The organism is Clostridium aquiflavi, from assembly GCF_031344075.1.
In the GTDB taxonomy this organism is placed as follows: Bacteria; Bacillota; Clostridia; order Clostridiales; family Clostridiaceae; genus Clostridium; species Clostridium aquiflavi.
The window spans coordinates 106,995-132,951 of record NZ_JAVJAN010000002.1 but is presented as its reverse complement, the minus strand read 5'-3'; the positions used below and the strand labels follow the sequence as shown (position 1 = coordinate 132,951).

Here is a 25,957-nt window from a genome sequence, read left to right as displayed (position 1 = left end):
GTAAATGGACTTTTAGAACCCTTAATGAGTATTGTTACATTTACTGCTTGTCCTAATTTTATATTGGGAACAAGCTAAAATGGGACTATACTCATTTTAGTGTTCTTAAGTTCAATTACTCCGCCCACTTTGCTTATGCATATATCAACACTCTGCTAAAACATATCCTAAAAATTATAAATTAATTTTACCTTCTTGTCTGAAATAAAATATTCAACTCATATTTAAACTATTATTTTACTTCATATAATAATTCATTAACTGGTAACCCTATAACCTCTGCAATTTCTTCTAAATTTAATCCCATCAATAATAATTTACTTGCAATTTCTAATGATTTTTCTTTTTTTCCACGCTCTTCGCCTCTTTTTTCTGCATTACTAATCATACTAGCACTTTCATATAGAGAGCTTTCTTTCCACCATAAATCATTATTATAATCTTTTTTTTCAATCTTATTTATTATTTTTTTTATTGCTAAATCCATTCCTATTACTTCTTTTAATGTTATTTTAGATTTTATAATTTCCATGAGAATTAACCACCTTTCAAATATATGTAGTGTAGCCCAAGCTAAACTTATTGTATTTATTTTATTAATAAACTACATATGAACAATGTAGTTTAAGTTTATTTTTTAAAATTCTATATTTATATCGTACATACGTTCGTATATTTTTGCAAGTTAATTTATTAATCTAAAGATTAATTCTTCACATATTTTTCTAGTTTTATCTCGCTTTTTCTTTGTTTTTCTAATCCATAAATTTTATTTTTATTATTGGTTGTATTTTAAATATATGTTAATATATGCAATAGATAAAGTTCAATTACTACGTCCAATTTGCTTATGCACATATCAACACAATACTAAAAATTTCCCTATTATTATATTAGGTAATATAATGTATATCTTTTAAAACACTATTTATACTTTTGTACTCAAGTAATTCATTGTTAATATTGAATTTAAATTACCTTTGTGGGATAATTTACTTGTATTTATATTTTGACCTTATTATTACATAAAACAAGGGGGAAAAACTTATGAAATTAAATAAGTACTTATTTCCAATAATATTAGGTATATTATGTAACATCTTTATCGCTTTTGGTACAGATAACTCTATTGTAGAATTATCTTTATCACTAATTACTCTGCTTATAATAATTTCTTATTTATATTACTGTGATAAATCTAAATCCAACGATAATAGTGATGATAACGATTTATCAAATGATAAGGATACAGTATTTAAAAATGTACACTCTATGATTGAAACAATGGGATTTGATGTTGAACATCTTTTATGGATTTCAAAACAAAGTAAAGAAGCATTTTCTCATTTAGTTGAAAAAAATAAAGTTATTTCTGACTTTTCTACTACTAACTTAGCATGTATTGAAACTGTTGAATCTGGTATACATGAAGTTGTTTCTAGTTGTGAAAAAATTGATGAAAGTATATCAACTGTAGAAACCGAAACAAATGATACCCTTACAGTACTTGAAAAAAGTAAAACTTCTATTAGTAATATAATTTCACTATTATCAGAAATGAAAATAATTTCTGATGATTCTTTACAAATAAATTCAAAATTACATGATTCTTCAAAAAGCATAATTAAATTTGTTGAATACATACATGATATTTCTAGTCAAACAAATTTACTTGCTTTAAATGCATCAATTGAAGCTGCTCGTGCTGGTGAAGCAGGAAGAGGCTTTGCTGTTGTAGCTAATGAAATACGAAAACTTGCTGATGAAACAGATAAATTTGCAAGAGAAATAGATGGTATAGTTAAAGATCTTCTTGATAATATAACTGATACTAATTCAGCTACTGAGAATTCTAAAAAAACAATAACTGAACTTGATTCTATTTCTAATGAAACTATTGAAATTTTATCTGACAGCTATGTAGCTATGGGACATATTAAGACTTCTATTTTAAATTTAACAGATGTATCAAAATCAAATACTCAAATTGCATTTGATATTGAACAAGCTCTTACACATTTAACTCATACTATAGAGGATACAAATAGAGAAACTCTTGACTCAATAGATATGATTGAAAGACATGAAAATAAAACTGATCAATTACTTGATTATTGTGCTGCACTAAGTAGTGTATCTGAAAATTTACAATATCAAATGAGTCACCTTAAAGGAGAAAATGAAGTTATAGTTGGTATTAATCCTTTCACATCTCCTGCTGATATAAAGAAGATGTATCTTCCTATCCTAGAAAGATTACTTAAAGGAATCAACTTAACTCCAAGAATGATAATTGTTAAAGATTATGATGCTCTTAGCGATCAAATCAAAAAAGGTACTATTGATATGGGTTGGTTTTCACCATTTGCTTATGTTATAGCTAAAAACAAAGCAAATGTCACACCACTGGTAACCCCTAGAGTTAATGGCAAAACTTATTATAATGGATATATAATAGCTAACAAAAATTCTGGAATTAAAACATTAGCAGATTTGAAAAGCAAAAGCTTTGCTTATGTAGATAAAAATAGTGCATCAGGATACTTATATGCTAGACATATTTTAAAAACAAATAAAATGGATCCTGATAGATTATTCTCTAATGTTTCTTTTGCTGGAAGCCATGATAATGTAATAAATGGAGTTTTAAATGGATCATTTGATGCTGGTGCAACTTATAATGAGGCTCTTGATAAAGCAAAAGAAAATGGTATTAATTTAGATGATTTAATTATAGTTTCTATGACTGATAATATTCAAAAAGATGCTATTGCTGTTAGTCCAGATATGGATTTAGACAGAGCAGAATCTATTAAAAATGCCTTTGTACACTTCAACAATTTCCAAGGTATAACTACACCAGTTAATGGATTCGTTGAAGCAAATGATAATGACTATAACTTAATTAGATCAGTTGTGAAAGATTAATTCATAACTATCTATTTTTAATTAACCATTATACTTTAAAATATGTTAATATATGCATACGAAAAGTGGACTAAGTAATTGAAATTAGTCCACTTTTCCTATTGCATATATCAACATGTTAGTAAAACATAGCCATTAAAAATCTTATTTTATTTCTACAACATCATAACCTTCTTCTTCTATTGCTTCTTTTAAAACAGAATCACTTTCTGTTGTTTCTACTGTAGCACATTTTTCTTGTAAATTTACTTCTACTGATGTTACATTAGCTAAGTTTTCTAATGCCTCTTTTACATGACCTACACAATGGTTACAACTCATTCCTTCAATTATAATTGTCTTTTTCATAAATCTATTCCTCCTAAAATATTATTTTCTATTTACACTTTAAAATAAGGCTATGTTTTAAAACAGTGTTGATATTGTAGTATAAAGCTCATGGACAGAGGAATTAAGCTTTAAAGTTCCTTAGTCTTAGTGCATTTAATAATACTGATACTGAACTAAAACTCATAGCACCTGCAGCTATCATAGGATTTAGTAATGGGCCACCAAATATATGTAGTATTCCCATTGCTACTGGTATTCCTAATATATTGTATCCAAATGCCCATGCTAGGTTTTCTTTTATATTTCTAATGGTTGCTTTACTTAGTTTTATTGCTGTAGTAACATCCATTAAATCACTTTTCATAAGAACTATATCTGCTGATTCAATTGCTACATCAGTTCCTGAACCAATTGCTATACCAATATCAGCTTTAGCAAGAGCTGGAGCATCATTTATTCCATCTCCAACCATTCCAACTTTATCTCCATCTTTTTGCAATTTTGCTACTTCATTTGCTTTATCTTCTGGCAATACTTCTGCTAAAACTATATCTATTCCAACTTGTTTAGCTATTGCGTTTGCAGTATTCTTATTATCACCTGTAATCATGGCAACTTTTATCCCCATTGAATGTAAACTCTCTATAGCTTCTTTACTATTTTCTTTTACAGTATCAGCAACAGCTATTATGCCTTTTAATTCAGAATTTATTGATATATACATAGGTGTTTTTCCCTCATTAGACAATCTTTCTGATTGTTCATCTAATGACGATATATCTACATTTTTTTCTTTCATTAGCTTCTTATTTCCCAGGAAAATATTTTTTTCGTCAATTAATACCTCTATACCGTGACCTGGGATTGCATTAAATTTATTAATTTCTTTTAACTTTAATTTCCTATCTTCAGCTTCTTTTACAATTGCTTCTCCAAGTGGATGCTCTGACCCCTTTTCAGCACTTGCTGCTAAGCTTAATATTTCATTCTCAGTTATATTATTAACTAAAACATCTGTAACTTTAGGTTTTCCTTCAGTTATAGTTCCTGTTTTATCAAATACTATTGTGTTTAATTTATATGTTGTCTCTAAGGCTTCTCCACCTTTTATTAAAACTCCATTTTCTGCACCTTTTCCTGTTCCAACCATAATTGCTGTTGGGGTTGCAAGACCTAATGCACAAGGACATGCTATTACTAATACAGATATAAATATAGTTAATGCAAATATCATTGACTCTCCTGCTACAAGCCATGCAACTGCTGAAATTACAGCTAAACCTATAACTATAGGTACAAAATATGCTGAAATAACATCTGCTAATTTTGCTATAGGTGCTTTTGATCCTTGAGCTTCTTCAACTAATTTAACAATTTGAGCTAATGCAGTATCTTTTCCAACTTTAGTAGCCTTATATTTAATAAATCCAGTTTTATTTATACTTGCGCCAATTACAGTACTTCCAGTTTCTTTTTCTACAGGAATACTTTCACCAGTAAGCATAGATTCATCAATTGATGTAATGCCTTCTATTACTTCACCATCTACAGGTAATTTTTCTCCTGGTTTTACTAAAACAATGTCTCCAGCAACAACTTCTTCAACTGGAATAATAGTTTCTATGCCATTTCTTATAACAGTAGCATTTTTAGGAGCTAAACCCATTAATGCTTTTATTGCTTGAGATGTCTTTCCTTTTGATACAGCTTCTAAACATTTACCAAGTGTTATTAATGTTAATATTACAGCTGCTGATTCAAAATATAAATGCATTGCATATTCACTATTACCTTGATTTATCTTAACTATTGCAAATATTCCATATAAAAATGCTGCTAAGGTTCCTATTGATATTAATGAATCCATATTAGGACTTAATTTAAAAAGATTCTTTATTCCTACTTTGTAAAATTTATATCCAACTAACATAACTGGAAGTGTCAATACAACTTGTATTAAAGCAAAATTTAATGGATTGATAATTGGATCAATTATACTTGGAAGATGCATTCCCACCATATGCCCCATACTAATTATTAGTAATGGAACTGTTAGTATCACAGAAATTATAAATCTATTTAGCAATTCTTTAGCTGGATTGCTATCTTTATTACCTTCTTTAGCTTTATATTCTTTTTCAATTTTATAACCTGCTTTTTCTACAGCAGCTTTTATGTCAGAATATCCTGCTAAATCTTCGTCAACCACTATAGTTAGCTTTTCAGTAGCAAAATTAACATTTGATTCCTGAACACCTTCTAGCTTTTTAGTTACCCTTTCAACTCTATTAGCGCATGCTGAACAAGTCATTCCCTCTACTTTTAAGTTATAAGTTTTTATATTTTTCTTAACACCATATCCAGCTTTTACGACTTTTTCTTCTATGTCTTTATCTTGTAGTTTATTTTCATCAAACTCAACACTAAGAGTTTCAGTTGCAAAATTAACGTTAGATTTTTCTACTCCATCTAATTTTCCAACAACTCTTTCAACTCTATTTGCACAAGCTGAGCATGTCATTCCATTAATCTTAAATGATTTTTTTTGCATACATTATTCCTTTCTTTTTATAAATATATTTATTAGCAATATTGATGTTATTGTATATAGGCGCAGTGGCATTGAAATTTGCTTTTTAGAATTCTTAATGAAGATTTGTTGAATTAATTGCTTGTCACAATGTTTCATTGGGAACACGCATTAATTAGACTAATCTTTATTTTTAGATTTCTTAAAGTAAATTTCTCAGTCCACGAGCTTTTATACTATAACATCAACACATTTAAAATATGTTGTAAATTATATTTTAAATCCTACTTAGAAAGTATTTTTTCTAATACTTTATTCATTTCTTCTATCTTTTCATCGGGATTATTATTAAGACATGCTTCTTTAACACAATGACGTAAATGCCCTTGTAATATCATTAAATCAGCTTTTTTAAGTAATGATTGTGCCGCTAATATTTGATTTGCTACATCTATACAATACCTATTATCTTCTATCATTTTTATTATCCCTTCAATTTGTCCTTTTGCTGTTTTTAAAGATTGTAATGCTTTTTTTCTTTCTTCACTCATGTTTTATCCTCCCACCCCCGGGTAGGGGGTCTGTATTTATATCTAATTATAGACTTGTTTATAAATTTGTCAAGAATATTATATTTTTTACCAGATTTTTAAATTTGGCTATATTTTAAGTGAATGTTAATATTTTATAATTTCTTATACAAAAAAATACCTTAATAAACTTAGTATTTTAAATTTATTAAGGTATTATTCTTATAACTTATGTCTTTTTTTAACCAATATCGATAAAGCTTCTTCTGATAAATTAGCAAAGTATTTAGCACAATTTATTATTGCATTTTCATCTACTGCAAATTTAGGGTGATGATGTGCAAATGATTTGCCTGTTCCAAAAATTATGAATGCACCTGGAATAGTTTCTTGATAATAAGCAAAATCTTCTCCTTCTAATCCCATTGAATTTTCACTTACCTTATATCCCATTCTTTTTCCTATTTGAGATGCAATATTTACCCATTCTTTTTCATTATTTGTAGCTGGATGTCCCTGATGCCATATGAATTCAGCTTTTCCTCCAAATGACTCTGCTATTCCATTAATAAGACTACTCATTCTTTTTGGAATCAACTCTCTTGTTTCTTTATCTAATGTTCTAACTGTTCCTTCCATATAAGCATAGTCAGGTATTATATTCCATGAATTTCCACTTTCTATATGAGTTATACTTAAAAGTGCATCATTAATTGGACTTACATTTCTACTTATAATAGTTTGTAGAGCATTTATAATATTTGATGATATTATAATTGGATCAATGCTTTTTTCCGGTTTTGCTGCATGACTCCCAATACCTGATATCTTTATTTCAAATCTATCCACAGCTGCTGTCATTGCTCCAGATTTTATTCCGATTATCCCAACATCTAAATTAGGAACATTATGCAAACCGAAAATAGCTTCAACATCATCTAAAGCTCCTGTATCAATTATTTTTTTAGCTCCTTTTGAACTTTCTTCACTAGGCTCAAATATAAATTTAACTGTTCCTATTAAATCTCTTTGGCTTTTCTTTATTAAATAAGCTGCACCTAAAATTGCTGCCATATGAAAATCATGACCACACGCATGCATTTTACCATTGTTTTTAGATTTATAAGACAAAACACTTTCTTCTTTTATAGGTAGAGCATCTATATCGCATCTTATTGCAACTATTGGTCCATTAGGATTACCTTTCACTTCAGCTATAAGGCCTGTCTTTAAATCAGTATGTAAAATATCTATATCTACTTCTTGTAGTAATTTTTTTATCATATTTGTAGTTTCAAACTCTTCATTTGATAGTTCTGGATTTTGATGCAAAATATGATACAAGTTTATAAGTTCTTCTTCCAAATTATCTATTTTCTCTAACAGCTTATCATTAATCATTGTTATTCCCCCTGTAATATACCTTAAATTATAGCATCCATTTTAGTTATGTAAATATATACTACTGTATAAACTACCTTTTAATAATTATTATATTATATGTCTTGATAAATAATAATAATTATTATATAATATTAAATATATTCGGAGGTGAATATTATGATTAACATAGGTGAATTAGCTCCTAATTTTACTCTTCAAGGGTGTGATGAAAAAATCCACAGTTTAAATGATTATAAAGGTAAAAAAGTAATTTTATATTTTTATCCAAAAGATAATACACCTGGATGTACAGCTGAGGCTTGTGATTTCAGAGATAATTATAATATTATTGAAAATAAAAATACTGTAGTTATCGGAATAAGTAAGGATAATTTAAATTCACACAATAAATTTATAAGCAAATTTAATTTGCCATTTATCTTATTAAGTGATGAAGAAAAAACAGTTTGCAAGTTATATGATGTTATAAAAGAAAAAAATATGTTTGGTAAAAAAGTTCTTGGAATTGAACGAAGCACTTTTATAATCGATGAAAACGGAATACTTGTTAAAGAATTTAGAAAAGTTAAAGTAAAAGGACATATTGAAGAAGTGTTATCTAATATATAATTATATTTAGAAAATCAATTTAATTTTGTATTTTCTTTTAATAAATTTTTAAAAACTAATTTTTGATTCACATACCTAATTTTTAATTATAGCTGACTTTATTGTCAGCTATAATATTTTTTATATAGATCCTCTCTCCTATCATCTTTAACATTAAATTTCGCTCTTGATTTAAATACTTGCTCTAATTTAATTTCTTGTATTATAAGTTCTTCTTTATCGCTTAAATCATTTAATATATCTCCCCATGGACTAACAATAGCAGATTGGCCATTATATTTTATTCCGTCACCTTCTCCTAATCTATTGATACCTATAATATAACTTTGAGTTTCTAGCGCTCTAACTTTTAAAAAGCTTATCCATTCTTCAATTTTTGACTTTGGCCAATTAGCTGCGACAGTTATTGCCTGCGTATTTCTTGAAGCTACTTGAAAAATTTCAGGAAACCTTAAGTCATAACAAATAAATGATGCTAAAGAAAATTGTCCTATTTTATAATTTTGAATGTTCATACCATTATGATATGCTTTTGGCTCTCCACCATATGTAAACAAGTGTATTTTAGTATAATCAGATATAACCTCTCCAAAATTAGATATTATAAGATAATTATTCAATGCCTTGGAATCAATTTTCTTACCATATCCAAGACCTATATTTATATTATTTTTTATAGCTAATTCACGACACCATTCGATTATTTTATCTTGTGATAAAGTTAACTTATTTATATTTAATGTTACTCCTGTTAAAGTCATTTCTGGAAAAAGTATTAATTCTACATTTTTTCTTGATGCTTCTTTAATTAAAGTTTCAACTTTATTCATGTTTATTAATTCATTTTCCCATATTATATCAATTTGACCAATTCCTATAACCATATTAACGCCTCCTTCTTTATTAATATTAATATATATTTTATTTTTAATACAACTAAAATTAACCAGTTTTACAAATAAAAATACCTCAAACTAATTTCAGTTCAAGGTATTTCATTCTTTAGCAAATTATATTTTATTTTTTTATCTAGGTAAATTACTTAACTGTTCTGCATAATCAATGTACCAATCTTCTACATCACCAAATGTTCCAACTATATCCATATGATCCGTATTTATAAGTGTTGGCATAACATTCCATTGACCAACTTTAGGTTGTCCGTTGAATTTTTTAATCACATCATTAGAACCTAATCTAGGACCTTCTTGACTTATTGAATTTACAATGCCATCATTATCAAACCATTCGTCATCTATAATAGGACCTTTATAATTACGTGTATAGTTTCCCATTTTAGTTGCACTTGGATAAAATAATGGATTCATAGGACCTATTTGTGGTACAGCATAACCTGTTATTAATAATTTTTTTGTAGCTTTTGTTACCCATGAAAAATAATATACATCAGGTTGAGCTTTTACCCATTTATTTAGTTCTTCAGCTCCATAAGTTGATAAATCATATGGTCCTATATCTTTTGTTCCAGACCATATATTACTATCTAAAACCCTTTTATTATAATTTATATATGATTCTCCAGGTTGTTTTTTTAGTCCAAATTGGTCTAATTTAAAATCATATAAACAATTAGATAAATTATCTTTCCCATTTATTGTTCCTAATATTCCCAATGAAACATTTATCAATTTTTTTGCTGGCATTACATCTGATAATGTTGTTCCATCATTAGGTGTTGATATTGTGGTAACACTTCTAACCCAATGTTTTCCACCCATAAATAAAGCACATATATTTTCTTGATCATAATTTCTTTCTTCTTCACTACCTTCACTTAAAAGTTGAGTAAGTGTACGTACTGTTTGTCCACCCATACTATGACCTATAAGATGAATTTTATTAGCATCACTTACATCTTTATATATACCTTCAAAAGTTCTGCCATATCTTTCATGTCCATATTTTTTAGCATGTGCTGCACCATAATCAACTGTTCCACCAACTATGTATGCGTATAACTCACAAGCTCTATCCCAGTTACTTGAAACAGGACCTACTGTTGCTGTGTAAGTTTCGTATCCTTGATTCCTCAAACTTTCTTGAATATCAACAATACCACCCCAGTATTTATATCCTAATAATTCATCCCTTCCAAATCCCATAAATCCATGAACTAATACTATCGGATATTTGTTTCCTTCCTCAATAACTTCACTTTTAATATCAGGATATTGTAATGGTTCTTGTTCTATAATTTCACCTTGAGCTTCAACTTTTGATTTACTATCGAAATCTTCACTATTAGGTAATTCTATTGTATCTGGTATTTCTAAACCTTCAGCTTCATTCTCCGTTTTTGATTCTTTTAAAATTTCTTTAACTTCATTTAGCTGATCTTCTTCTTTTTTATTATTTGATTCATGATTTAAACTTTCATCATTTAAATTCTCTTTATTATTTTCTATAGTTGGTTCATTTTTTGTGCTATTTTCAATTTCATTCAAAATAAAATCATTAGATGATTTACTCTCTTCTATAATAATTGAATTTGTTGATTCAACAGCCATAACAGGTGCTGAAAAACTTGTAAAAGCAACTGAAATTGCTAAAGCAGTAATTCCTAAAATTTTTACTAAAGATCTCTTCATTACACTTCACCTCATTAAAATTAAATTTAGGTAATTTAAAAGCAAAGACATTATTTCAAGAATTAGAGAGAATTTAACTTCCCTCTAAATTCTTTAATTTTTAATTGTTTTCTGGTAATGAACTTAATTGATTACAAAGATTTAAATACCATCCTTGAACATTAGCAAAACGTCCTATTATATCTTCATGATCTAAATTTATAAGTGTAGGCATTGCATTCCATTTTCCTATTTCAGGATTTCCATTATAATCAATTATTACATCATTAGATCCTAATTTAGGACCATTTTCACTTATGCAGTTTACATAACCATCATTTGGCCACCAATCTTTATTAATTATTGGTTTACCATTTTCATGACGAGTATATTTACCCATTGCTAAAGTATTCTTATAGAACATTAAATTCATTACTCCTGGTTGCGGAATAGAGTGACCTGTAAGTATTGATTCCTTTGTACCACAAACTGTCCATGAGAAATAATAAACATTAGGTTGTGCTTTTACCCATTTATTAAGTTCTTCTGCTCCATATGTTGTTAAATCATAAGTACCAATATCTTTAGTTCCACTCCAAATATCGCTACTTAATACACGTCCAAGGTAATGAAGTTGTGATTCATTGTCCCTCTTTGTTAATCCCCATTGATCTAATTTAAAATCAAATACATTTTGAACTAGAGAATTATGACCTGTTGCTGATCCTAAAACTCCAAATAGTGGGCTTACAACATCTACTACAGGATTAGCATCTGCTGCTGTTGTGCCATCATTTGGTGTTGCTATTGTTGTTACACTACGAATCCAATCATTTCCTCCTTTAAATAACGGTGAAAGATTGTTTTGATCATAGTTTCTTTCTTCGTCACTACCTTCACTTAAAAGTTGCGTAATTGTACGCACTGTTTGTCCACCCATACTATGTCCAACTAAATGAATTTTATTTTTATCACTTATTTTATTATATAATCCTGGATATGTTCTACCATACCTTGCATGTCCATACTTTTCAGAATGAGCTGCACCATAGTCTACTCTTCCACCAACTATATAAGCATAAAGCTCACAAGCTCTATCCCAGTTACTTGAAGCTGGTGCTACAGTTGCTGTATAAACTTCATATCCTTTATCTCTCATTTTCTCTTGAAGGTCTATAGCGCCTCCCCAGTATTTAAATCCAGCTACTTCATTTCTTCCCCATCCCATAAATCCATGTACTAGAACTATTGGATAATCGTTACTTTGTGAAGTCGAGTCTAAATTTGATGTATCTAGTGCTTCTATTGGTTCTTCAGCTTCAATTGCCTGTGTTGATTCTGTTAAAATTGATGAGCCTTCTGTAATTTCAGTAGCATTAACCCCTGCAGGAAAAGTGGTTACAGTCATTGCTACTGCTAATAAAGAAATTCCTAATAATTTAGTTAAAGACTTTTTCATTTCTACACCCCTATACAATATTTTTAACATAATAATCTCTTAATCTCTTCTCTTGTTAAATAACTGCATAGAATTAATAAATATTTACATTTAAAAGTTAGATATTAAAATACCTTTGTAATAAGACTTGTCTACATTACTTTTATATTAAATGTAAAATATATTAATAATTCTTATTTATTAAATATATTAAAATTTAAAATATATCTACTGCTATAAATAAGTTGAATTTTTATTTTTTAATTAATTTCTCAGTGTTAAATTTTATAGGTTATTTAGAATTTTTAATTTATAGAGAATTTTTCTAGTGTTTATTGATTTGATAGTTTAATTAATTTTTTAAAGTCCCCCCCCTTTTTTATAAACTATTAACTATTTATATGTTAAAAGTGACAATTAATTATATAAATATATGAAAATAACATTACTCTTAATTTAAACGTTTACTTAAAGGCTTGTATACATATTATTCATATATTTATTAACTACATATTTAAATTGTGTTAAGTAAAATAGTTAATTTATCTTTAAGAATAGATATATTAAATAAAAATATATATTTAATCATTTTAAAATAATAAGATTTTATTTATAGATATTACTTAACTAATTAAAAATTTTATGTATTATTTCTAAAAATCCTTTTTTATGAAATTTACTTAATTATATTCCTAGTTTTTTGAATTTTCAATATTTTTTGGTTTTTTTTCAAAATTTTATTATAATGTGATTTTATTATACATTTATTTACTTTTTTGATCCTGTATATAACTATTTTTTATCATTTTTTTATCTATAATCTTTTTATTTTTAAATATAATTTTAATCTTAGTAAACAAGCTAATCAAAAATATAAGTCATTGATTAGCTTGCAAAAGTCTATTTAATAAATATTAAACTATTATTCTGGTAATGAGCTTAATTGTTTACAACGATCAATATACCATTGAGTTACATTACCATAACGTCCTATTATATCTTCATGATCTACATTTATAAGTGTAGGCATAGCATTCCATTGACCTTTTACAGGTGTACCATCATATTCTCTTATAATATCATTTGAACCTAATTTAGGACCATTTTGGCTAATACAGTTTACATAACCATCATTTTGCCACCAGCTCTTATCAATAACGGGTCTGCCTGAATTATCATTACGAGTAAATTTACCCATCATAAGTGAATTAACATAGAAATTCTTATTCATAACACCTGGCTCAGGGATATGATGTCCAGTAAGTTTTGATGGTTTTGTTGCACTAGTTGTCCATGAGAAATAATAAACATTTGGTTGTGCTTTTACCCATTTATTCAATTCTTCTCCACCATATGTGCTTAAATCATAAGAACATATATCTGTAGTCCTCTCCCAAATTCTACTACTTAAAACACGTCCTATATAATGTGCTTGAGTTTCATGATCTTGTTTTGCTAATCCCCATTGATCTAATTTAAAGTCAAAATAATCACTTAAAATACTATTTGATCCTGTTAATACTCCAGCTACACCACATAGCGGAGTTATATAATCAACAAATGGTATTGAATCTGATAATGTTGTTCCATCATTTGGAGTAGATATTGTTGTTACGCTATGAATCCAATCATTACCACCATTAAATAGTGGTGACATATCGTTTTGACCATAGTTTCTTTCTTCTTCACTACCTTCATTTAACAATTGTGTAAATGCACGAACTGTTTGTCCACCTTGACTGTGTCCAACAATATGAATTTTATTTTCATTACTTATTTTTTTGTATATACCTGGATATGTCTTACCATATCTATCATGTCCATATTTTGCTGCATGAGATGCACCATAATCTACTCTACCACCCATTATATAAGCGTAAAGTTCACAAGCTCTATCCCAGTTACTTGAAATAGGTCCTACTGCTGCAGTATAAACTTCATATCCTGCATCTCGCATTTTTTCTTGAAGATCTACAGTTCCACCCCAGTATTTAAAACCTAATTTTTCATCTCTTCCCCAGCCCATGCATCCATGAACTAATACAATAGGATAATTATTGTGATCTCCTTTTAATGTTTCTAAATTAATTCCATCTTCATTTAATGACTCTTGTATTGCTATCACACTATTTTGTGTTTGTGAATCTGCACTTTCTGCCGCTTCCTCTATTGTTGGTTCGTTAATTGAATCAAGTGCTTTTACATTGGTTGGAAAAGTAGTTACTATCATAGCAACTGCTAATAAAGAAATTCCTAATATTTTTGTTAAAGATTTTTTCATTTTTACACCCCTATACAATATTTTAACTAATCTCTTAATCTCTTCTCGAGTTAAATTGACTGTATAGAATTAATAACTATTTACATTTTAATTTTGTAATTGTTTACAAAGAAGATAAGTAACTTTACTCAAAATTAAATATAAAACTTAGCAGTTAATTCTTAATTTATTAAATATATTAAAATAATAAATATATCTACTATCAGTAATAAATTAGTACCTTAACTTCAGCATTTAGATTTAATGTCGCACTAAATTTAATATAGCTTTTTTCAGTAATGTTTTCTTAATAAAATTCATTTAAATTTTTAGTACATAAATAGTTATTATCTTTTGTAAAATTTCTTTTAATATTGTTTCATTATCCCAATTTAACACTTCACCCCTATACGTCCCCCCTCATTTTTTAATTGTTAACTATTTTCAATACATACTTTTTAATTTAACAATATATTAGAATCATTAAATATATGTCTACAATTTTTTAATATTTACAAGACTATAATTTAATATGCTACAATAACTGTTAATGCATAAAGTAAAATAGTTAATTGATCCCTAAAATAAATATAATAAAATATTAAAATATATTTAATCTTTTTTAATATAATGTATTTTAGTTCTACTAATTCAGTAAATTACTCTTTTTATCTAGTCTATATTGTAAATCATTTTATGTTTTTATAATGTTAATATAAATTCAAGTTATTTTTTACACATTTAATTTTATATTCTATTATTTTTTATTATATTCCTACAATTTTGAATTTTCAATCTTTTTAAGTACATAATTGTAAATTTGTTTTTAATTTCCATATAATAATATAAGGTTTTAATATGATTATTTTTTATTATATAAACTAATTTTTAATATTAATTTATATTTAATAAATCTAAAAATCACCAAATTCTCAATAATTACATGTATATTATAATAAAATATTACAAAAATGTATTAATTTATATAATATTTTTAATTGATATGCTATAATAATTGTTGTAAATATTTACCGTTACATTTTTTAAAATATTTTTATTATATGGAAGGGGAACAATTTATGAAAAGATTAAGAGATCAAATTATATGTATTAATATAGTTTTAGTTTTATTGGTTTCTGCTGTTATATTACTTATCTCATCTAATCAGATGAAAAATGTAGTAAATGCATCAATTAATCAATATGAACTTAATTTAATGGAAAACTATGATCAAAACATAAAACTACAAGTTGAAAACGTAATTTCTTTATTAAATGGGATTTATAAAAAACAAATAAATGGTGAAATAACTGAAGAACAAGCAAAAAGTTTGTCAAAAGATATGATAAAGTCTTTAAGGTATAACGGTGATGGTTACTTTTGGATTGATGGAATAGATTCAACATTAATTGCACATCCAATGATTCCAGAACAAGAAGGAAGTAATAGAACTAGTCTTAAAGATGCAAATGGACATATGATAGTTCAAGAAATAATAAAAGTTGCTAGAAATGGTGGCTATACCGATTTTTACTTCACAAAACCAAATGAAGAAGGTACTCATCCCAAAAGATCTTATTCAAAATTATTTGAACCATATGGGTGGATTATAACAACAGGAAACTACATAGACGATATAGACCAAGCAATTAATATGAAAACAGAAGAATTGAAAAATAATTTTAATCAGAATAGAAATATATTATTATTTGCATTATTCATATTGTTAATTATAACTGTAATATTATCATTATTTATTATTCGTCCAATTACAAGAGCTCTAAATAAAATAGTAGCCTTAGCTGAACGTTTATCAAATTATGATTTCTCAAATAATATAGAAGTTAAATCAAAAAATGAACTCGGTAGAGCTGGTATATCTTTAAATAAAGCTCAAGAAAATATAAGAAATTTAATAAATAGTATTATTCAGAAATCTAGTGATTTATCATCTTCTGCAGAAGAACTTTCTGCATCTACAGAAGAAGTTTCTTGTAAATTAAGTGAGATAAATGAATCCACTGAAGGAATAGTAAATAAAATGTCGGATAGCACAACTGTAGCACTTGATGTCAATTTAACTATTTCAAACATAGCAAAAAATACTAATACTCTATCTACTAGTTCAAAAAAAGAAACTGAAACTCTTATTAATTTTAGAGATAAGGCTCTAGAATTAAAAAATCATACAAATGAAGTTTTAAAATATATAAATAATTTATATCATGAAAAAGAAATTAATATTAAAGATGCTATTAAAGCTGGTAAGGTTACAGAAGAAATATATGTTATGGTTGAAACTATATCAAGTATTGCTAATCAAACTAATTTATTAGCTTTAAATGCAGCAATTGAATCAGCTCATGCTGGAGAAGCTGGTAAAGGTTTTGCAATTGTAGCATCTCAAGTAAAAGCATTATCTGAACAATCTATGGAAGCTGTAAAATCTATTGAAGATATTGTAAATAAAGTTCAACTAGTATTTAAAAGTTTATGTGCTGATAGTAATGATATACTTGAATTCTTTAACAAAGACATTACTCCAAAATTAGATGAATTCTTAAAAGTATCTGAATATTATTATAATAATTTAAATTTGGTAAGTAATGCAGCTAATGAAACGTATACTATATCTAGAAATCTAAATTCATCCACAAGTGAAATAGCAAGTGCTATTGATAATATGTCTAGCAATTCAACACAAGCTTCTAGCAGTTCAGAAACTATATTAGAAAATATAACAGAAACTGTTAATAATATGGATGTAGTTGCAGAGACTGCTGAAATACAAGCTAACTTAGCATGTGAATTAATTAATTTAGTTGATAAATTTAAATTATAATATAATAAAATATTAAAAATTTAAAAACTTTTGGGACAGTAGTTAATTTTTGTACAATGCAAAATTATCTACTGTCTTTAAAATTCATTTTAAATTATTTAATATGGAGTGTGGTTTTATATTATTTTTTATTGTACCTTAAATTTTTCAATTAACTCACTTAACTCTTCTGCAATAATAGCTAAACTTTCACCTGAATTTGCAATCTCCTGAATTGTTGCTGCTTGTTCTTCCATTGATGCAGCTACTTCCTCTGTTCCTGCTGCATTTTCTTCTGAAATAGCAGATAAATTTTGTGTAATTCCTATAATCTTATTTTTGTTATTAATCATTAATTCAGCTGAGTGATTTAATTTTTTAATAATATCTTTTACTGAATCTATTGCCATTGCTATAAGATCAAACTTATTTTCTGTATCTTTTACACTTCTTGCTTGAGAATCTACGATACCTTTTACATCTTCCATAGTTTGAACTGCATCTTGAGATTTTAACTTTAACTCATCAATTACTACTTTAATATCATTTGTAAAACTATTTGATTGTTCTGCAAGTTTCCTGATTTCATCCGCGACAACAGCAAATCCTCGACCTGCTTCTCCTGCTCTTGCTGCTTCTATTGCTGCATTAAGTGCTAAAAGATTAGTTTGATCAGCTATATTTTGAATCATAATACTAGCTTCTTCAATTTTTTCTGCACTTTCATTATTTCCTACTATAATTTCATATACTGATTTTGTCGCTTCATTACTTTGATTTGTCTTATTTACTAGCTCTTTTAATATATGAAATCCTTCTTCTTTCTGAATATCTATATTAGTTGTAGCCTTATTTAATTCTTTAATATAATTTGAATCATCTTCAATTATTCTTCCCATTTCCTCTATACTTTCAGCAGTTTCTTCAGTATCTTTTGCCTGCGCGCTTGCTCCACTTGCTATTTGTTCAATTGTCTTTGCAACTTCTTCTGAAGTAGTAGCAGTTTGATGTGATGTAGCTGTTAACTCTTCAGATGAAGCTGCTACTTGCTGTGCCACATCAGAAGTTTTTATAATAAAATTACGCACATTATCATCCATTATCTTAATAGAATTTGCCATACTGCCTATTTCATCTTTTCTTGTTATATAATTTATTAATTCTGATTTCTTATCAACAGTAAAATCCAAATTTGCTTGTTTATTTATAAGTTTTGTAATTACTGTTATAGGCTTTACAATTGACATTCCTACAAAATAACTTATTGCTGAAGCTATTACTAAAACAAGAATAACTAGTAAAGCTACAGATTTAATTGTAGACATCATACCTTCATTAATTATTGACTCAACAGATTCAATAGATTTACCAACAAAGTAAATTCCAATAATTTTTTTATCCTTATCATACATAGGTGTATACTTTGTTATGTATTGTTTTCCAAGAATATTTGCTTCACCAAAATATACATTTCCATTTGCTACTTCTTCATATGCCTTTCCTTTATTATCTAATTTGGTGCCAATAACTCTTTCACCATTCTCCTCATTAATTGTAGTAAGTATTCTTGTATAATCATTACCATTTTTAACAAAAACAGTTGCAACAACATCCATACCTTTAGATAACTTATCTATGTACTCAGATCTCTCCTCAATAGAATTTCCAAAACTATCCACCATCTTACCATCACCATCAATACTCAATGTTCCAAACTGTTCATTAAGATATATTTCAAGCATATTGTCTGCTGAAGTCAATTTATCTTCAAATTGTGCTTGAACAGTTTTTTTAGTTACATTAAATCCATTTATTAATCCAATAGTAACTGTAGATAATGATGAAACTATAACTAAAATTAAAATAATGCTTATAATTTTCCCTTTTAAACTTTTCATCTTTAATTAGCCCCCTTTTATAAACTTTTATTTAAATAAAAGTTATTGAATTAAATATGATAAATATTAATTCTTTAACACCTTTATTCAACTCAATTTTTGTTTTTAAGTATATCTATATTAATTATTTATATTGTCGAATAATATATAATAATGTTTAATTTATTATATATTAAAAACTAAAAGAGGACTAAGAGATTTTTCCCTTAATCCACCTAATAATCAATATATTATTTAAAATATCCAAATATATTAATATATATTTTTGCTAAAATATCTTTCTCCTCTATCTGGTAATAACGTTACGATATTACCACTATCTATTTTACTTGCTAGTTTAAGAGCTGCTGCTACTGCTGCTCCAGAAGATGTCCCAACAATTAATCCTTCTTTTAAAGCAAGTTGTTTTACAATATGAAATGCTTCTTCATCATTAACCTTTATAACATCATCAACATAAGTCATGTCCATAGTTTTAGGAATAAAGTTATTTCCTATCCCTTCTATGTCATAACAAGCTTCTTCTCCGCCTCCCATAGTTGACCCCTCTGGATCTACTAAAACTCCTTTTACATTAGAATTCTTTTCTTTTAAATACTTTAATATACCAGTATACGTTCCTCCACTACCTGCACCACAAAGGAAATAGTCTATTTTTCCATCTAAATCTTTATATATTTCAGGACCTGTAGTTTCATAATGGGCTAATGGATTAGATTTATTCTCAAATTGTTTTAAAGTTACAGAATTCTTTATTGTTTTTAAAAGTTCATTAGCCTTTTCAACAGCTCCTAACATTCCGTCTTCTCTAGGAGTATTTACTATTTCTGCCCCAAGGGCCTTCATTAACGTCTGCTTTTCTACAGAAAATTTTTCTGGTACAACAAATATTACTCTATACCCTTTATTTATGGCTGCTAATGCTATACCAAGCCCTGTGTTACCTGCTGTAGCTTCTATTATTGTATAGCCTGCTCTAAGTAATCCCTTATTCTCAGCATCTTCTATCATGTATATACCTATTCTATCTTTAACACTTCCACCAGGATTTAAAAATTCTAATTTAGCAAATACATTTACGCCAGCTCTTATTCCCATATTATTTAGTTTCATAATAGGTGTATTTCCTATATAACTTCTAATGTCATCTATATATCTCACTACTAATCCCCTCTTTTAATATTAATTTAATATATTCTTTTGCTGCAAATAATGAATGATCTCTATAATTCCCACATTGAAATTTATTTGTTGCTGGTATTTCTTCTGTTTCTAATATTTTATTTAATGAATAATTTAATGCTTCTATTACTTTCTCCACTTCAGGAGTTCCCCATGCAACCATATAAAATCCAGTTCTACATCCCATAGGAGATATATCTATTATTCCATCTAATTTTTCTCTCATATATCCAGCTAATAAATGTTCTAATGTATGCATTGCACCTGTTGGCATCTCTTTTTCATTCGGTTGTAAAAATCTTAAATCAAATTTAGAAACTATATCTCCATTATTACCCTTTTCAAAGCCACATTTTCTTACATATGGTGCTTTTACCTTTGTGTGATCTAATTCAAAACTTTCTACTTTAACCATTAATTTTCCCCCATTCTAATGCTTTTTCTAAATCCTCAATAATATCTTGTGCACTTTCTATCCCAACTGAAAGTCTTATCAAATTATCAACAATACCTACCTTTTGTCTTATTTCATATGGTATTGCTCCATGAGTCATACTTGCTGGGTGGCATGCTAAAGATTCCACTCCTCCTAAACTTTCTCCAAAAGTTATAAATGCTAATTTTTCAAAGAATTTTTTATAATCATATCCATCATTTAATACAAAAGATATCATTCCACCATATCCTTTTGCTTGTTTTGATTGAATATTATATCCCGGATGTTCTTCAAATCCTGGATAATAAACTTTATTAATTTCTGGTCTATTTTTCAAAAATTCTGCTATAGATTTAGCATTTGAATTGTGTCTATCCATTCTAACTGCAAGAGTTTTTATACCTCTTATAAGTAAGAATGAATCAAATGGTGATAGTATACCCCCTGTAGAATTTTGTATAAAATGAATTTTTTCTTTTAATTCCTCATTATTTACTACTATTAATCCAGCAATTAAATCACTATGTCCTCCTAGATACTTAGTACCACTATGAATAACTATATCTGCTCCTAATGTTAGTGGCTTTTGCAAGTATGGTGTCATAAAAGTATTATCCACTATTGTAAATAGATTATTATCTTTAGCTATTTTAGCTACTTCTTCAATATCTGTTATATCCATTAATGGATTTGTTGGTGTTTCTATATATATTGCTTTTACAGTCTCATCAATAGCTTCTTTAATTTGCTTTAAATCTGTTGTATTTACTATCTTATATCCTATATTAAAATTCTTAAAAATTTTATCTAATACTCTAAAACTTCCACCATATAAATTATCTGAAATTATTATATTATCTCCTGACTTAAAAAGAGAAAATATTGCTGTTATGGCTGCCATACCTGAAGAAAATGCAAATCCACCAACACCTTCTTCTAGATCAGCTATAAGTTTCTCAAGAGCTTCTCTTGTAGGATTACCAGTTCTTGAATATTCATATCCTTTATTAATTCCTAAGCCTTCTTGTTTATACGTAGATGTTTGATATATAGGAACATTTACTGCTCCTGTAAACTTATCTCCGTCAATTCCTCCGTGTATTAAAACTGATTCAAAATTCATAATATTTTTCTCCCCTCTTATAATTTTTTAGCACTTGCTATAAATATTTTTGTTTCTGTATATTCGCCTTTACTTGAATACCCTTTGCAATATAAATCCGTATTTTCTATTTCTACATTTTTAAAATTATATTTATTTAACCAATTAGTTATTTGATCATTTGAAAATCCTAACCATTCATCGTACATTTCCTCTTTTGCCCATTCTCCATCATGTTCTGTAACATCAGAAATTACTATACTTCCACCTTTTTTTAATACTCTATAAATTTCTGATATAGCTTTTTCTATATTAGCTACATGATGTAATGCCATATTTATAAATACAACATCTACTGACTCATCAAACAATACAATATTTTCCATATCAGACTTAATTGGATATATATTTGTTATATCTCTTTTAGAAACTTCTTTTTTTAATTCCTTCAACATGTTATTAGATTGATCTAGAGAAAATATTAAATTTGCTTTTTCTGATAAAGCTAAAGATATAAAACCAGTACCACATCCTAAGTCTGCTGCAATCTTATTTTCTATTGATGCTTTAGATAAAACTTTATATTTTAATTTTTCCTCAAAATATTCACTTCTTATTACATTCCAGCTATCTGCTATAGAATCAAAGTAATTTAATGACTTCATAATTAATCTTCCCCCTATTTTATAACTCTTCATTCTTAAATATTTTTAAATTTTTATACTATATTGTTTGTGTAAATTCTCTGAGATTTAGATAAATATTAATACTACTTTAAAAAATTTCATTTTAATTCTAGAATTACTTAATAAACTTATATATTAAATACGTATTATACAGTTTTATATTTTTATATAAACAAAAAAAACCCTACCTCATTTAGAGGCAGAATTTTTATTCCGCGGTTCCACTCTAATTATTATATACAAAAAATATAATATCTTATTTTGGTACAAACATACCTCAACGCTATAACGTGCGTACACGCTGACTCCTACTAAAAACGTATTTTTTCGGGACAGTGCTCAAAGATGCATTCTCATAAGTTATAACTAAAGTCTTTTTCAGCCTAGAAGACCATTCTCTGAAAGTTTCCCTCATGATACTATTTCTTTTCTTAACATATAACAATATAATATTTTATTATAAAACATATTATTCTTATAGGATTACTCTGCTTTATAATAAATAATATATCCCTATTATTTTAATTTGTCAATATATTTTTTAATATAAATTAAAAATATAGGTATAGGTGATATTTAGATATAATTATTAATAACCAAATCTTTAGTTATTTCTTTTCCAAAAACGTAGTTAATAATTTTCTTAAATATCTCATATATCCTAAATTAAACGTATTTTTTATTTTCATAATGTTCTTAATGCTAAAATAATCAAAGGTACCATATTTCCTCTTATATAAGAAATATGGTACCTTTTAATTATCTTTATTTATAAAATTTTGTACATATCTTTATTCAAATATGCTTTCAATTTCTTTCTTTGTTAATTCTCTATAATCACCCATTTTTAAAGATTCATCTAACTTTAATCCACCAATAGATATTCTTTTCAAATATATTACATAACAACCTACTGCCTTTAACATTCGTTTAACCTGATGTTTTTGCCCCTCTGAAATAGTAAGATATCCTGAAACAACAGGCTGATGATCTTTATTCTCTAAATTATTACTAGGAATTTCTTCTTTAAATTCTATATATGATCCTGATTTATGTACATCTATTTTTGCAGGCTTTGTTAATGCTTCATTATTTCCAATAAAAAGACCTTCTTCTAATTGCTTTTTATCTTCATCATCTAAAGAACCTAATGCCCAAAAGAAATAAATTTTTTCAACATGTTTTTCTGGATACATTACTTTATGCTCAAATTCACCATCATTAGTAAGCAACAATAATCCTTCAGTATCTTTATCCAATCTCCCAACATGGAATACTCCACTCATATTTTGATTGTTAAAATAATCAAATACTGTTCTATGAATATTATCTTTTGTTGCAGTAATGCATCCTGATGGTTTATTAAACATATAATATACCTTACCAGTATGAATAACTTTTTTTCCAAGGTATTCTACATCATCAAATTTTTCACTAATATCTATTGAAGGTTCAGTTATAATTTCACCATTAACCTTTACCATTCCATCTTTAATATAAGTTCTAACAGTTTTTCTTCTACCAACAGCTGATTCTGCCAAAAATTTATCTAATCTCATACGTTTATAATTTCGCTTCCTTTGTAAATTTTCGTATCTCTTAAAATAATTATTATATAATTTAGCTAAATAATTTTTATTTAAATATATTAATATAATACCATTGATATTTTACTAAAAAAAGTTTCACTTAAATTTTTATGTATTTAATCCTAAACTCTCTTAAAATTAACCTTAAGTTTCTTTATATATTTTTATTACTAAATTAAAAATCCAAGTATATCCTAATAAAAGAGAGCGATTAAAGTAAATATATACTTTCTCGCTCTCTTATAAAATATATCCTAAAAATATATTAAATATTATTCTTATCTTATAATTAATAAATGCTAATATTACAATTTTCTATTGCTCTAACTTAACTCTTATATACCTTTCTCATTTAAAAAATCCTTTATTAAATTAATACATACCCTTTTTCTATAATCGGCTGAAACTCTACCCTTTGTAGGTATAATTTTTTGTTTATATGCATCAATGAAATCTTCTTTTATTTTACTTGCCTCCACTAATGTTTTACCTATCATCATTTTTTCTAATTCTTTAAATCTTAATACTGTACCTGACACTGCTCCAAAAGCAATTGCAATATCTTTTATTATTTCATCATCAATTTTTATTATCCCAGCAAATGAAACACGAGATATCGCTAATGCATTTCTAGCTCCTATTTTCTTATAGTAATAATTCTCTAAACCAGTTTTAGGCAATAAAATTTCTACTATCAATTCATCTTTTCCTAAATCTAGCTCTTTTCTTCCTTTATAGAAATCATCAATATTAACTATTCTAGTATTTGAAGCAGATGATAATACTATTTTTGCATCTGTAACATATTCAATCAATACAGAATCTGCCTTTGCTGAACCATTTCCTATATTACCTGCCATGGTTCCAGAATTTCTTATAGCAGGTGCAGCAATTCTTGAAACAGCTTGTTTCATAATTTCAGGAACAATATCAGATTCTAATACCTCAGTAAAAGTACATGATCCTCCTATTCTGATATACTCTTCATCTTCAACAATACATTTCATTTCAGGAACTTTATTTAAAAACAAATAGTTAACATCTTTTTGTCCTTCAATCATTAAATCTGTTCCCCCACCATATGGAACAACATCATAATTTGAACGAATATCTAAAGCTTCCTTTAAAGATTTAGGCATAAAACCATTTACCATAATCCCTTTCCCTCCTCTGCTGAAATTTTAATTGCCTTTACAATAGCATTATATCCTGTGCAACGACATAAATTTCCAGAAATTCCTTCTCTAATTTGTTCTAATGTAGGATTTGGATTCTTAGATAATATAGCTTCTGTAGCTAGTACCATTCCTGGAATACAATATCCACATTGCACTGCTGACACATCAGCATAAGCTTTATCTATTACTTTAAAACGTTCTGTTTCTCTAAACCCCTCTATAGTAACAATTTCACTTCCTTCACATCTTCCCATTGCTACCATACAAGAATTAATTAATTCACCATCCATAAGAATAGAACATGCTCCACATTCACCTTCTTTACAACCACATTTTACACCTTTTAAATGATAATAATCACGAAGCACATCTAATAATCTATCAGTAGCTTTTCCATCATATATTACCTCTTTACCATTTAGCTTAAATGTTATATTATTACTCATC

Annotated in this window: 20 protein-coding genes and 1 other annotated feature; of the genes, 3 read left to right on the top strand and 17 right to left on the bottom strand. The window is 27.3% G+C overall.

What is annotated here, in order from left to right:
- Positions 1-232: 232 nt before the first annotated feature.
- Positions 233-532, bottom strand: coding sequence for a hypothetical protein (locus RGC78_RS01240; RefSeq protein ID WP_252211672.1), 300 nt, complete (start codon positions 530-532; stop codon positions 233-235).
- Between the two features lie 515 nt (positions 533-1,047).
- Here RGC78_RS01240 and phnD point away from each other — a divergent pair.
- A complete protein-coding gene (gene phnD, locus RGC78_RS01235; RefSeq protein WP_252224032.1) occupies positions 1,048-2,928 on the top strand; it encodes a phosphate/phosphite/phosphonate ABC transporter substrate-binding protein in 1,881 nt (626 codons plus the stop codon).
- Between the two features lie 144 nt (positions 2,929-3,072).
- Here phnD and RGC78_RS01230 read toward each other — a convergent pair whose 3' ends face one another.
- From RGC78_RS01230 to RGC78_RS01215, 4 genes are all read right to left on the bottom strand, one after another.
- Positions 3,073-3,276 carry a heavy-metal-associated domain-containing protein gene (locus RGC78_RS01230; protein ID WP_252211670.1) on the bottom strand — a complete coding sequence of 68 codons (204 nt, stop codon included), beginning with the start codon at positions 3,274-3,276 and terminating at the stop codon, positions 3,073-3,075.
- A 103-nt stretch (positions 3,277-3,379) separates the two neighbouring features.
- Positions 3,380-5,809, bottom strand: coding sequence for a heavy metal translocating P-type ATPase (locus tag RGC78_RS01225; protein ID WP_309555848.1), 2,430 nt, complete (start codon positions 5,807-5,809; stop codon positions 3,380-3,382).
- A gap of 263 nt (positions 5,810-6,072) precedes the next feature.
- Positions 6,073-6,339, bottom strand: a complete 267-nt coding sequence (locus RGC78_RS01220; RefSeq protein ID WP_252211668.1) for a metal-sensing transcriptional repressor — start codon at positions 6,337-6,339, stop codon at positions 6,073-6,075.
- Positions 6,340-6,540: 201 nt separating this feature from the next.
- Complete coding sequence (locus RGC78_RS01215; protein ID WP_252211667.1) at positions 6,541-7,719, bottom strand: amidohydrolase; 1,179 nt, start codon at positions 7,717-7,719, stop codon at positions 6,541-6,543.
- A gap of 159 nt (positions 7,720-7,878) precedes the next feature.
- Here RGC78_RS01215 and bcp point away from each other — a divergent pair, with 159 nt between their 5' ends.
- Positions 7,879-8,331: a thioredoxin-dependent thiol peroxidase gene (gene bcp, locus RGC78_RS01210; protein WP_252211666.1), complete on the top strand. Its 453-nt coding sequence runs from the start codon at positions 7,879-7,881 to the stop codon at positions 8,329-8,331.
- A 104-nt stretch (positions 8,332-8,435) separates the two neighbouring features.
- Here bcp and RGC78_RS01205 read toward each other — a convergent pair whose 3' ends face one another.
- The 4 genes from RGC78_RS01205 to RGC78_RS01190 all read right to left on the bottom strand — a co-directional run bounded on the left by RGC78_RS01205 (position 8,436) and on the right by RGC78_RS01190 (position 14,638).
- A complete protein-coding gene (locus tag RGC78_RS01205) occupies positions 8,436-9,215 on the bottom strand; it encodes a nitrilase-related carbon-nitrogen hydrolase (protein WP_252211665.1) in 780 nt (259 codons plus the stop codon).
- Positions 9,216-9,356: 141 nt separating this feature from the next.
- Positions 9,357-10,940 carry an esterase/lipase family protein gene (locus RGC78_RS01200; protein ID WP_252211664.1) on the bottom strand — a complete coding sequence of 528 codons (1,584 nt, stop codon included), beginning with the start codon at positions 10,938-10,940 and terminating at the stop codon, positions 9,357-9,359.
- Between the two features lie 100 nt (positions 10,941-11,040).
- Positions 11,041-12,378: an esterase/lipase family protein gene (locus tag RGC78_RS01195; RefSeq protein ID WP_252211663.1), complete on the bottom strand. Its 1,338-nt coding sequence runs from the start codon at positions 12,376-12,378 to the stop codon at positions 11,041-11,043.
- Between the two features lie 901 nt (positions 12,379-13,279).
- Positions 13,280-14,638 (bottom strand): esterase/lipase family protein, encoded by a 1,359-nt coding sequence (locus tag RGC78_RS01190; RefSeq protein WP_309555844.1) that lies wholly within the window; start codon positions 14,636-14,638, stop codon positions 13,280-13,282.
- Between the two features lie 1,058 nt (positions 14,639-15,696).
- Here RGC78_RS01190 and RGC78_RS01185 point away from each other — a divergent pair.
- Positions 15,697-17,460, top strand: coding sequence for a methyl-accepting chemotaxis protein (locus RGC78_RS01185; RefSeq protein ID WP_309555843.1), 1,764 nt, complete (start codon positions 15,697-15,699; stop codon positions 17,458-17,460).
- A 128-nt stretch (positions 17,461-17,588) separates the two neighbouring features.
- Here the strand turns inward: RGC78_RS01185 and RGC78_RS01180 are convergent, their stop codons facing one another.
- From RGC78_RS01180 to RGC78_RS01145, 8 genes are all read right to left on the bottom strand, one after another.
- Positions 17,589-19,337: a methyl-accepting chemotaxis protein gene (locus RGC78_RS01180; protein WP_309555841.1), complete on the bottom strand. Its 1,749-nt coding sequence runs from the start codon at positions 19,335-19,337 to the stop codon at positions 17,589-17,591.
- A gap of 252 nt (positions 19,338-19,589) precedes the next feature.
- Positions 19,590-20,498: a PLP-dependent cysteine synthase family protein gene (locus RGC78_RS01175; protein WP_309555840.1), complete on the bottom strand. Its 909-nt coding sequence runs from the start codon at positions 20,496-20,498 to the stop codon at positions 19,590-19,592.
- Positions 20,482-20,934 (bottom strand): S-ribosylhomocysteine lyase, encoded by a 453-nt coding sequence (locus RGC78_RS01170; protein ID WP_252211658.1) that lies wholly within the window; start codon positions 20,932-20,934, stop codon positions 20,482-20,484. The genes RGC78_RS01175 and RGC78_RS01170 overlap by 17 nt, the downstream gene beginning before the upstream one ends.
- Complete coding sequence (locus RGC78_RS01165; RefSeq protein WP_252224012.1) at positions 20,927-22,078, bottom strand: trans-sulfuration enzyme family protein; 1,152 nt, start codon at positions 22,076-22,078, stop codon at positions 20,927-20,929. The genes RGC78_RS01170 and RGC78_RS01165 overlap by 8 nt, the downstream gene beginning before the upstream one ends.
- Positions 22,079-22,095: 17 nt before the next feature.
- Entirely contained in the window at positions 22,096-22,722 is a 627-nt protein-coding gene (locus RGC78_RS01160; RefSeq protein WP_252211656.1) for a class I SAM-dependent methyltransferase, read from the bottom strand.
- A gap of 213 nt (positions 22,723-22,935) precedes the next feature.
- Positions 22,936-23,185, bottom strand: a binding site (T-box leader).
- A 349-nt stretch (positions 23,186-23,534) separates the two neighbouring features.
- Positions 23,535-24,302, bottom strand: a complete 768-nt coding sequence (locus RGC78_RS01155) for a pseudouridine synthase (RefSeq protein ID WP_309555838.1) — start codon at positions 24,300-24,302, stop codon at positions 23,535-23,537.
- A gap of 365 nt (positions 24,303-24,667) precedes the next feature.
- Positions 24,668-25,486 carry an FAD binding domain-containing protein gene (locus RGC78_RS01150; protein ID WP_252211654.1) on the bottom strand — a complete coding sequence of 273 codons (819 nt, stop codon included), beginning with the start codon at positions 25,484-25,486 and terminating at the stop codon, positions 24,668-24,670.
- Positions 25,480-25,956, bottom strand: coding sequence for a (2Fe-2S)-binding protein (locus tag RGC78_RS01145; RefSeq protein ID WP_252211653.1), 477 nt, complete (start codon positions 25,954-25,956; stop codon positions 25,480-25,482). The genes RGC78_RS01150 and RGC78_RS01145 overlap by 7 nt, the downstream gene beginning before the upstream one ends.
- Between the last annotated feature and the right edge of the window lies 1 nt (position 25,957).

Bases quoted from the DNA above. Each gene is read 5' to 3' on its own strand.
- phnD (WP_252224032.1), top strand. From the start codon at position 1,048: ATGAAATTAAATAAGTACTTATTTCCAATAATATTAGGTATATTATGT.
- RGC78_RS01150 (WP_252211654.1), bottom strand. From the start codon at position 25,486: ATGGTAAATGGTTTTATGCCTAAATCTTTAAAGGAAGCTTTAGATATT.
- RGC78_RS01200 (WP_252211664.1), bottom strand. From the start codon at position 10,940: ATGAAGAGATCTTTAGTAAAAATTTTAGGAATTACTGCTTTAGCAATT.
- RGC78_RS01170 (WP_252211658.1), bottom strand. From the start codon at position 20,934: ATGGTTAAAGTAGAAAGTTTTGAATTAGATCACACAAAGGTAAAAGCA.
- RGC78_RS01155 (WP_309555838.1), bottom strand. From the start codon at position 24,302: ATGAGATTAGATAAATTTTTGGCAGAATCAGCTGTTGGTAGAAGAAAA.
- RGC78_RS01220 (WP_252211668.1), bottom strand. From the start codon at position 6,339: ATGAGTGAAGAAAGAAAAAAAGCATTACAATCTTTAAAAACAGCAAAA.
- RGC78_RS01225 (WP_309555848.1), bottom strand. From the start codon at position 5,809: ATGCAAAAAAAATCATTTAAGATTAATGGAATGACATGCTCAGCTTGT.
- bcp (WP_252211666.1), top strand. From the start codon at position 7,879: ATGATTAACATAGGTGAATTAGCTCCTAATTTTACTCTTCAAGGGTGT.
- RGC78_RS01195 (WP_252211663.1), bottom strand. From the start codon at position 12,378: ATGAAAAAGTCTTTAACTAAATTATTAGGAATTTCTTTATTAGCAGTA.
- RGC78_RS01180 (WP_309555841.1), bottom strand. From the start codon at position 19,337: ATGAAAAGTTTAAAAGGGAAAATTATAAGCATTATTTTAATTTTAGTT.
- RGC78_RS01160 (WP_252211656.1), bottom strand. From the start codon at position 22,722: ATGAAGTCATTAAATTACTTTGATTCTATAGCAGATAGCTGGAATGTA.
- RGC78_RS01165 (WP_252224012.1), bottom strand. From the start codon at position 22,078: ATGAATTTTGAATCAGTTTTAATACACGGAGGAATTGACGGAGATAAG.
- RGC78_RS01205 (WP_252211665.1), bottom strand. From the start codon at position 9,215: ATGGTTATAGGAATTGGTCAAATTGATATAATATGGGAAAATGAATTA.
- RGC78_RS01215 (WP_252211667.1), bottom strand. From the start codon at position 7,719: ATGATTAATGATAAGCTGTTAGAGAAAATAGATAATTTGGAAGAAGAA.
- RGC78_RS01145 (WP_252211653.1), bottom strand. From the start codon at position 25,956: ATGAGTAATAATATAACATTTAAGCTAAATGGTAAAGAGGTAATATAT.
- RGC78_RS01240 (WP_252211672.1), bottom strand. From the start codon at position 532: ATGGAAATTATAAAATCTAAAATAACATTAAAAGAAGTAATAGGAATG.
- RGC78_RS01185 (WP_309555843.1), top strand. From the start codon at position 15,697: ATGAAAAGATTAAGAGATCAAATTATATGTATTAATATAGTTTTAGTT.
- RGC78_RS01190 (WP_309555844.1), bottom strand. From the start codon at position 14,638: ATGAAAAAATCTTTAACAAAAATATTAGGAATTTCTTTATTAGCAGTT.
- RGC78_RS01230 (WP_252211670.1), bottom strand. From the start codon at position 3,276: ATGAAAAAGACAATTATAATTGAAGGAATGAGTTGTAACCATTGTGTA.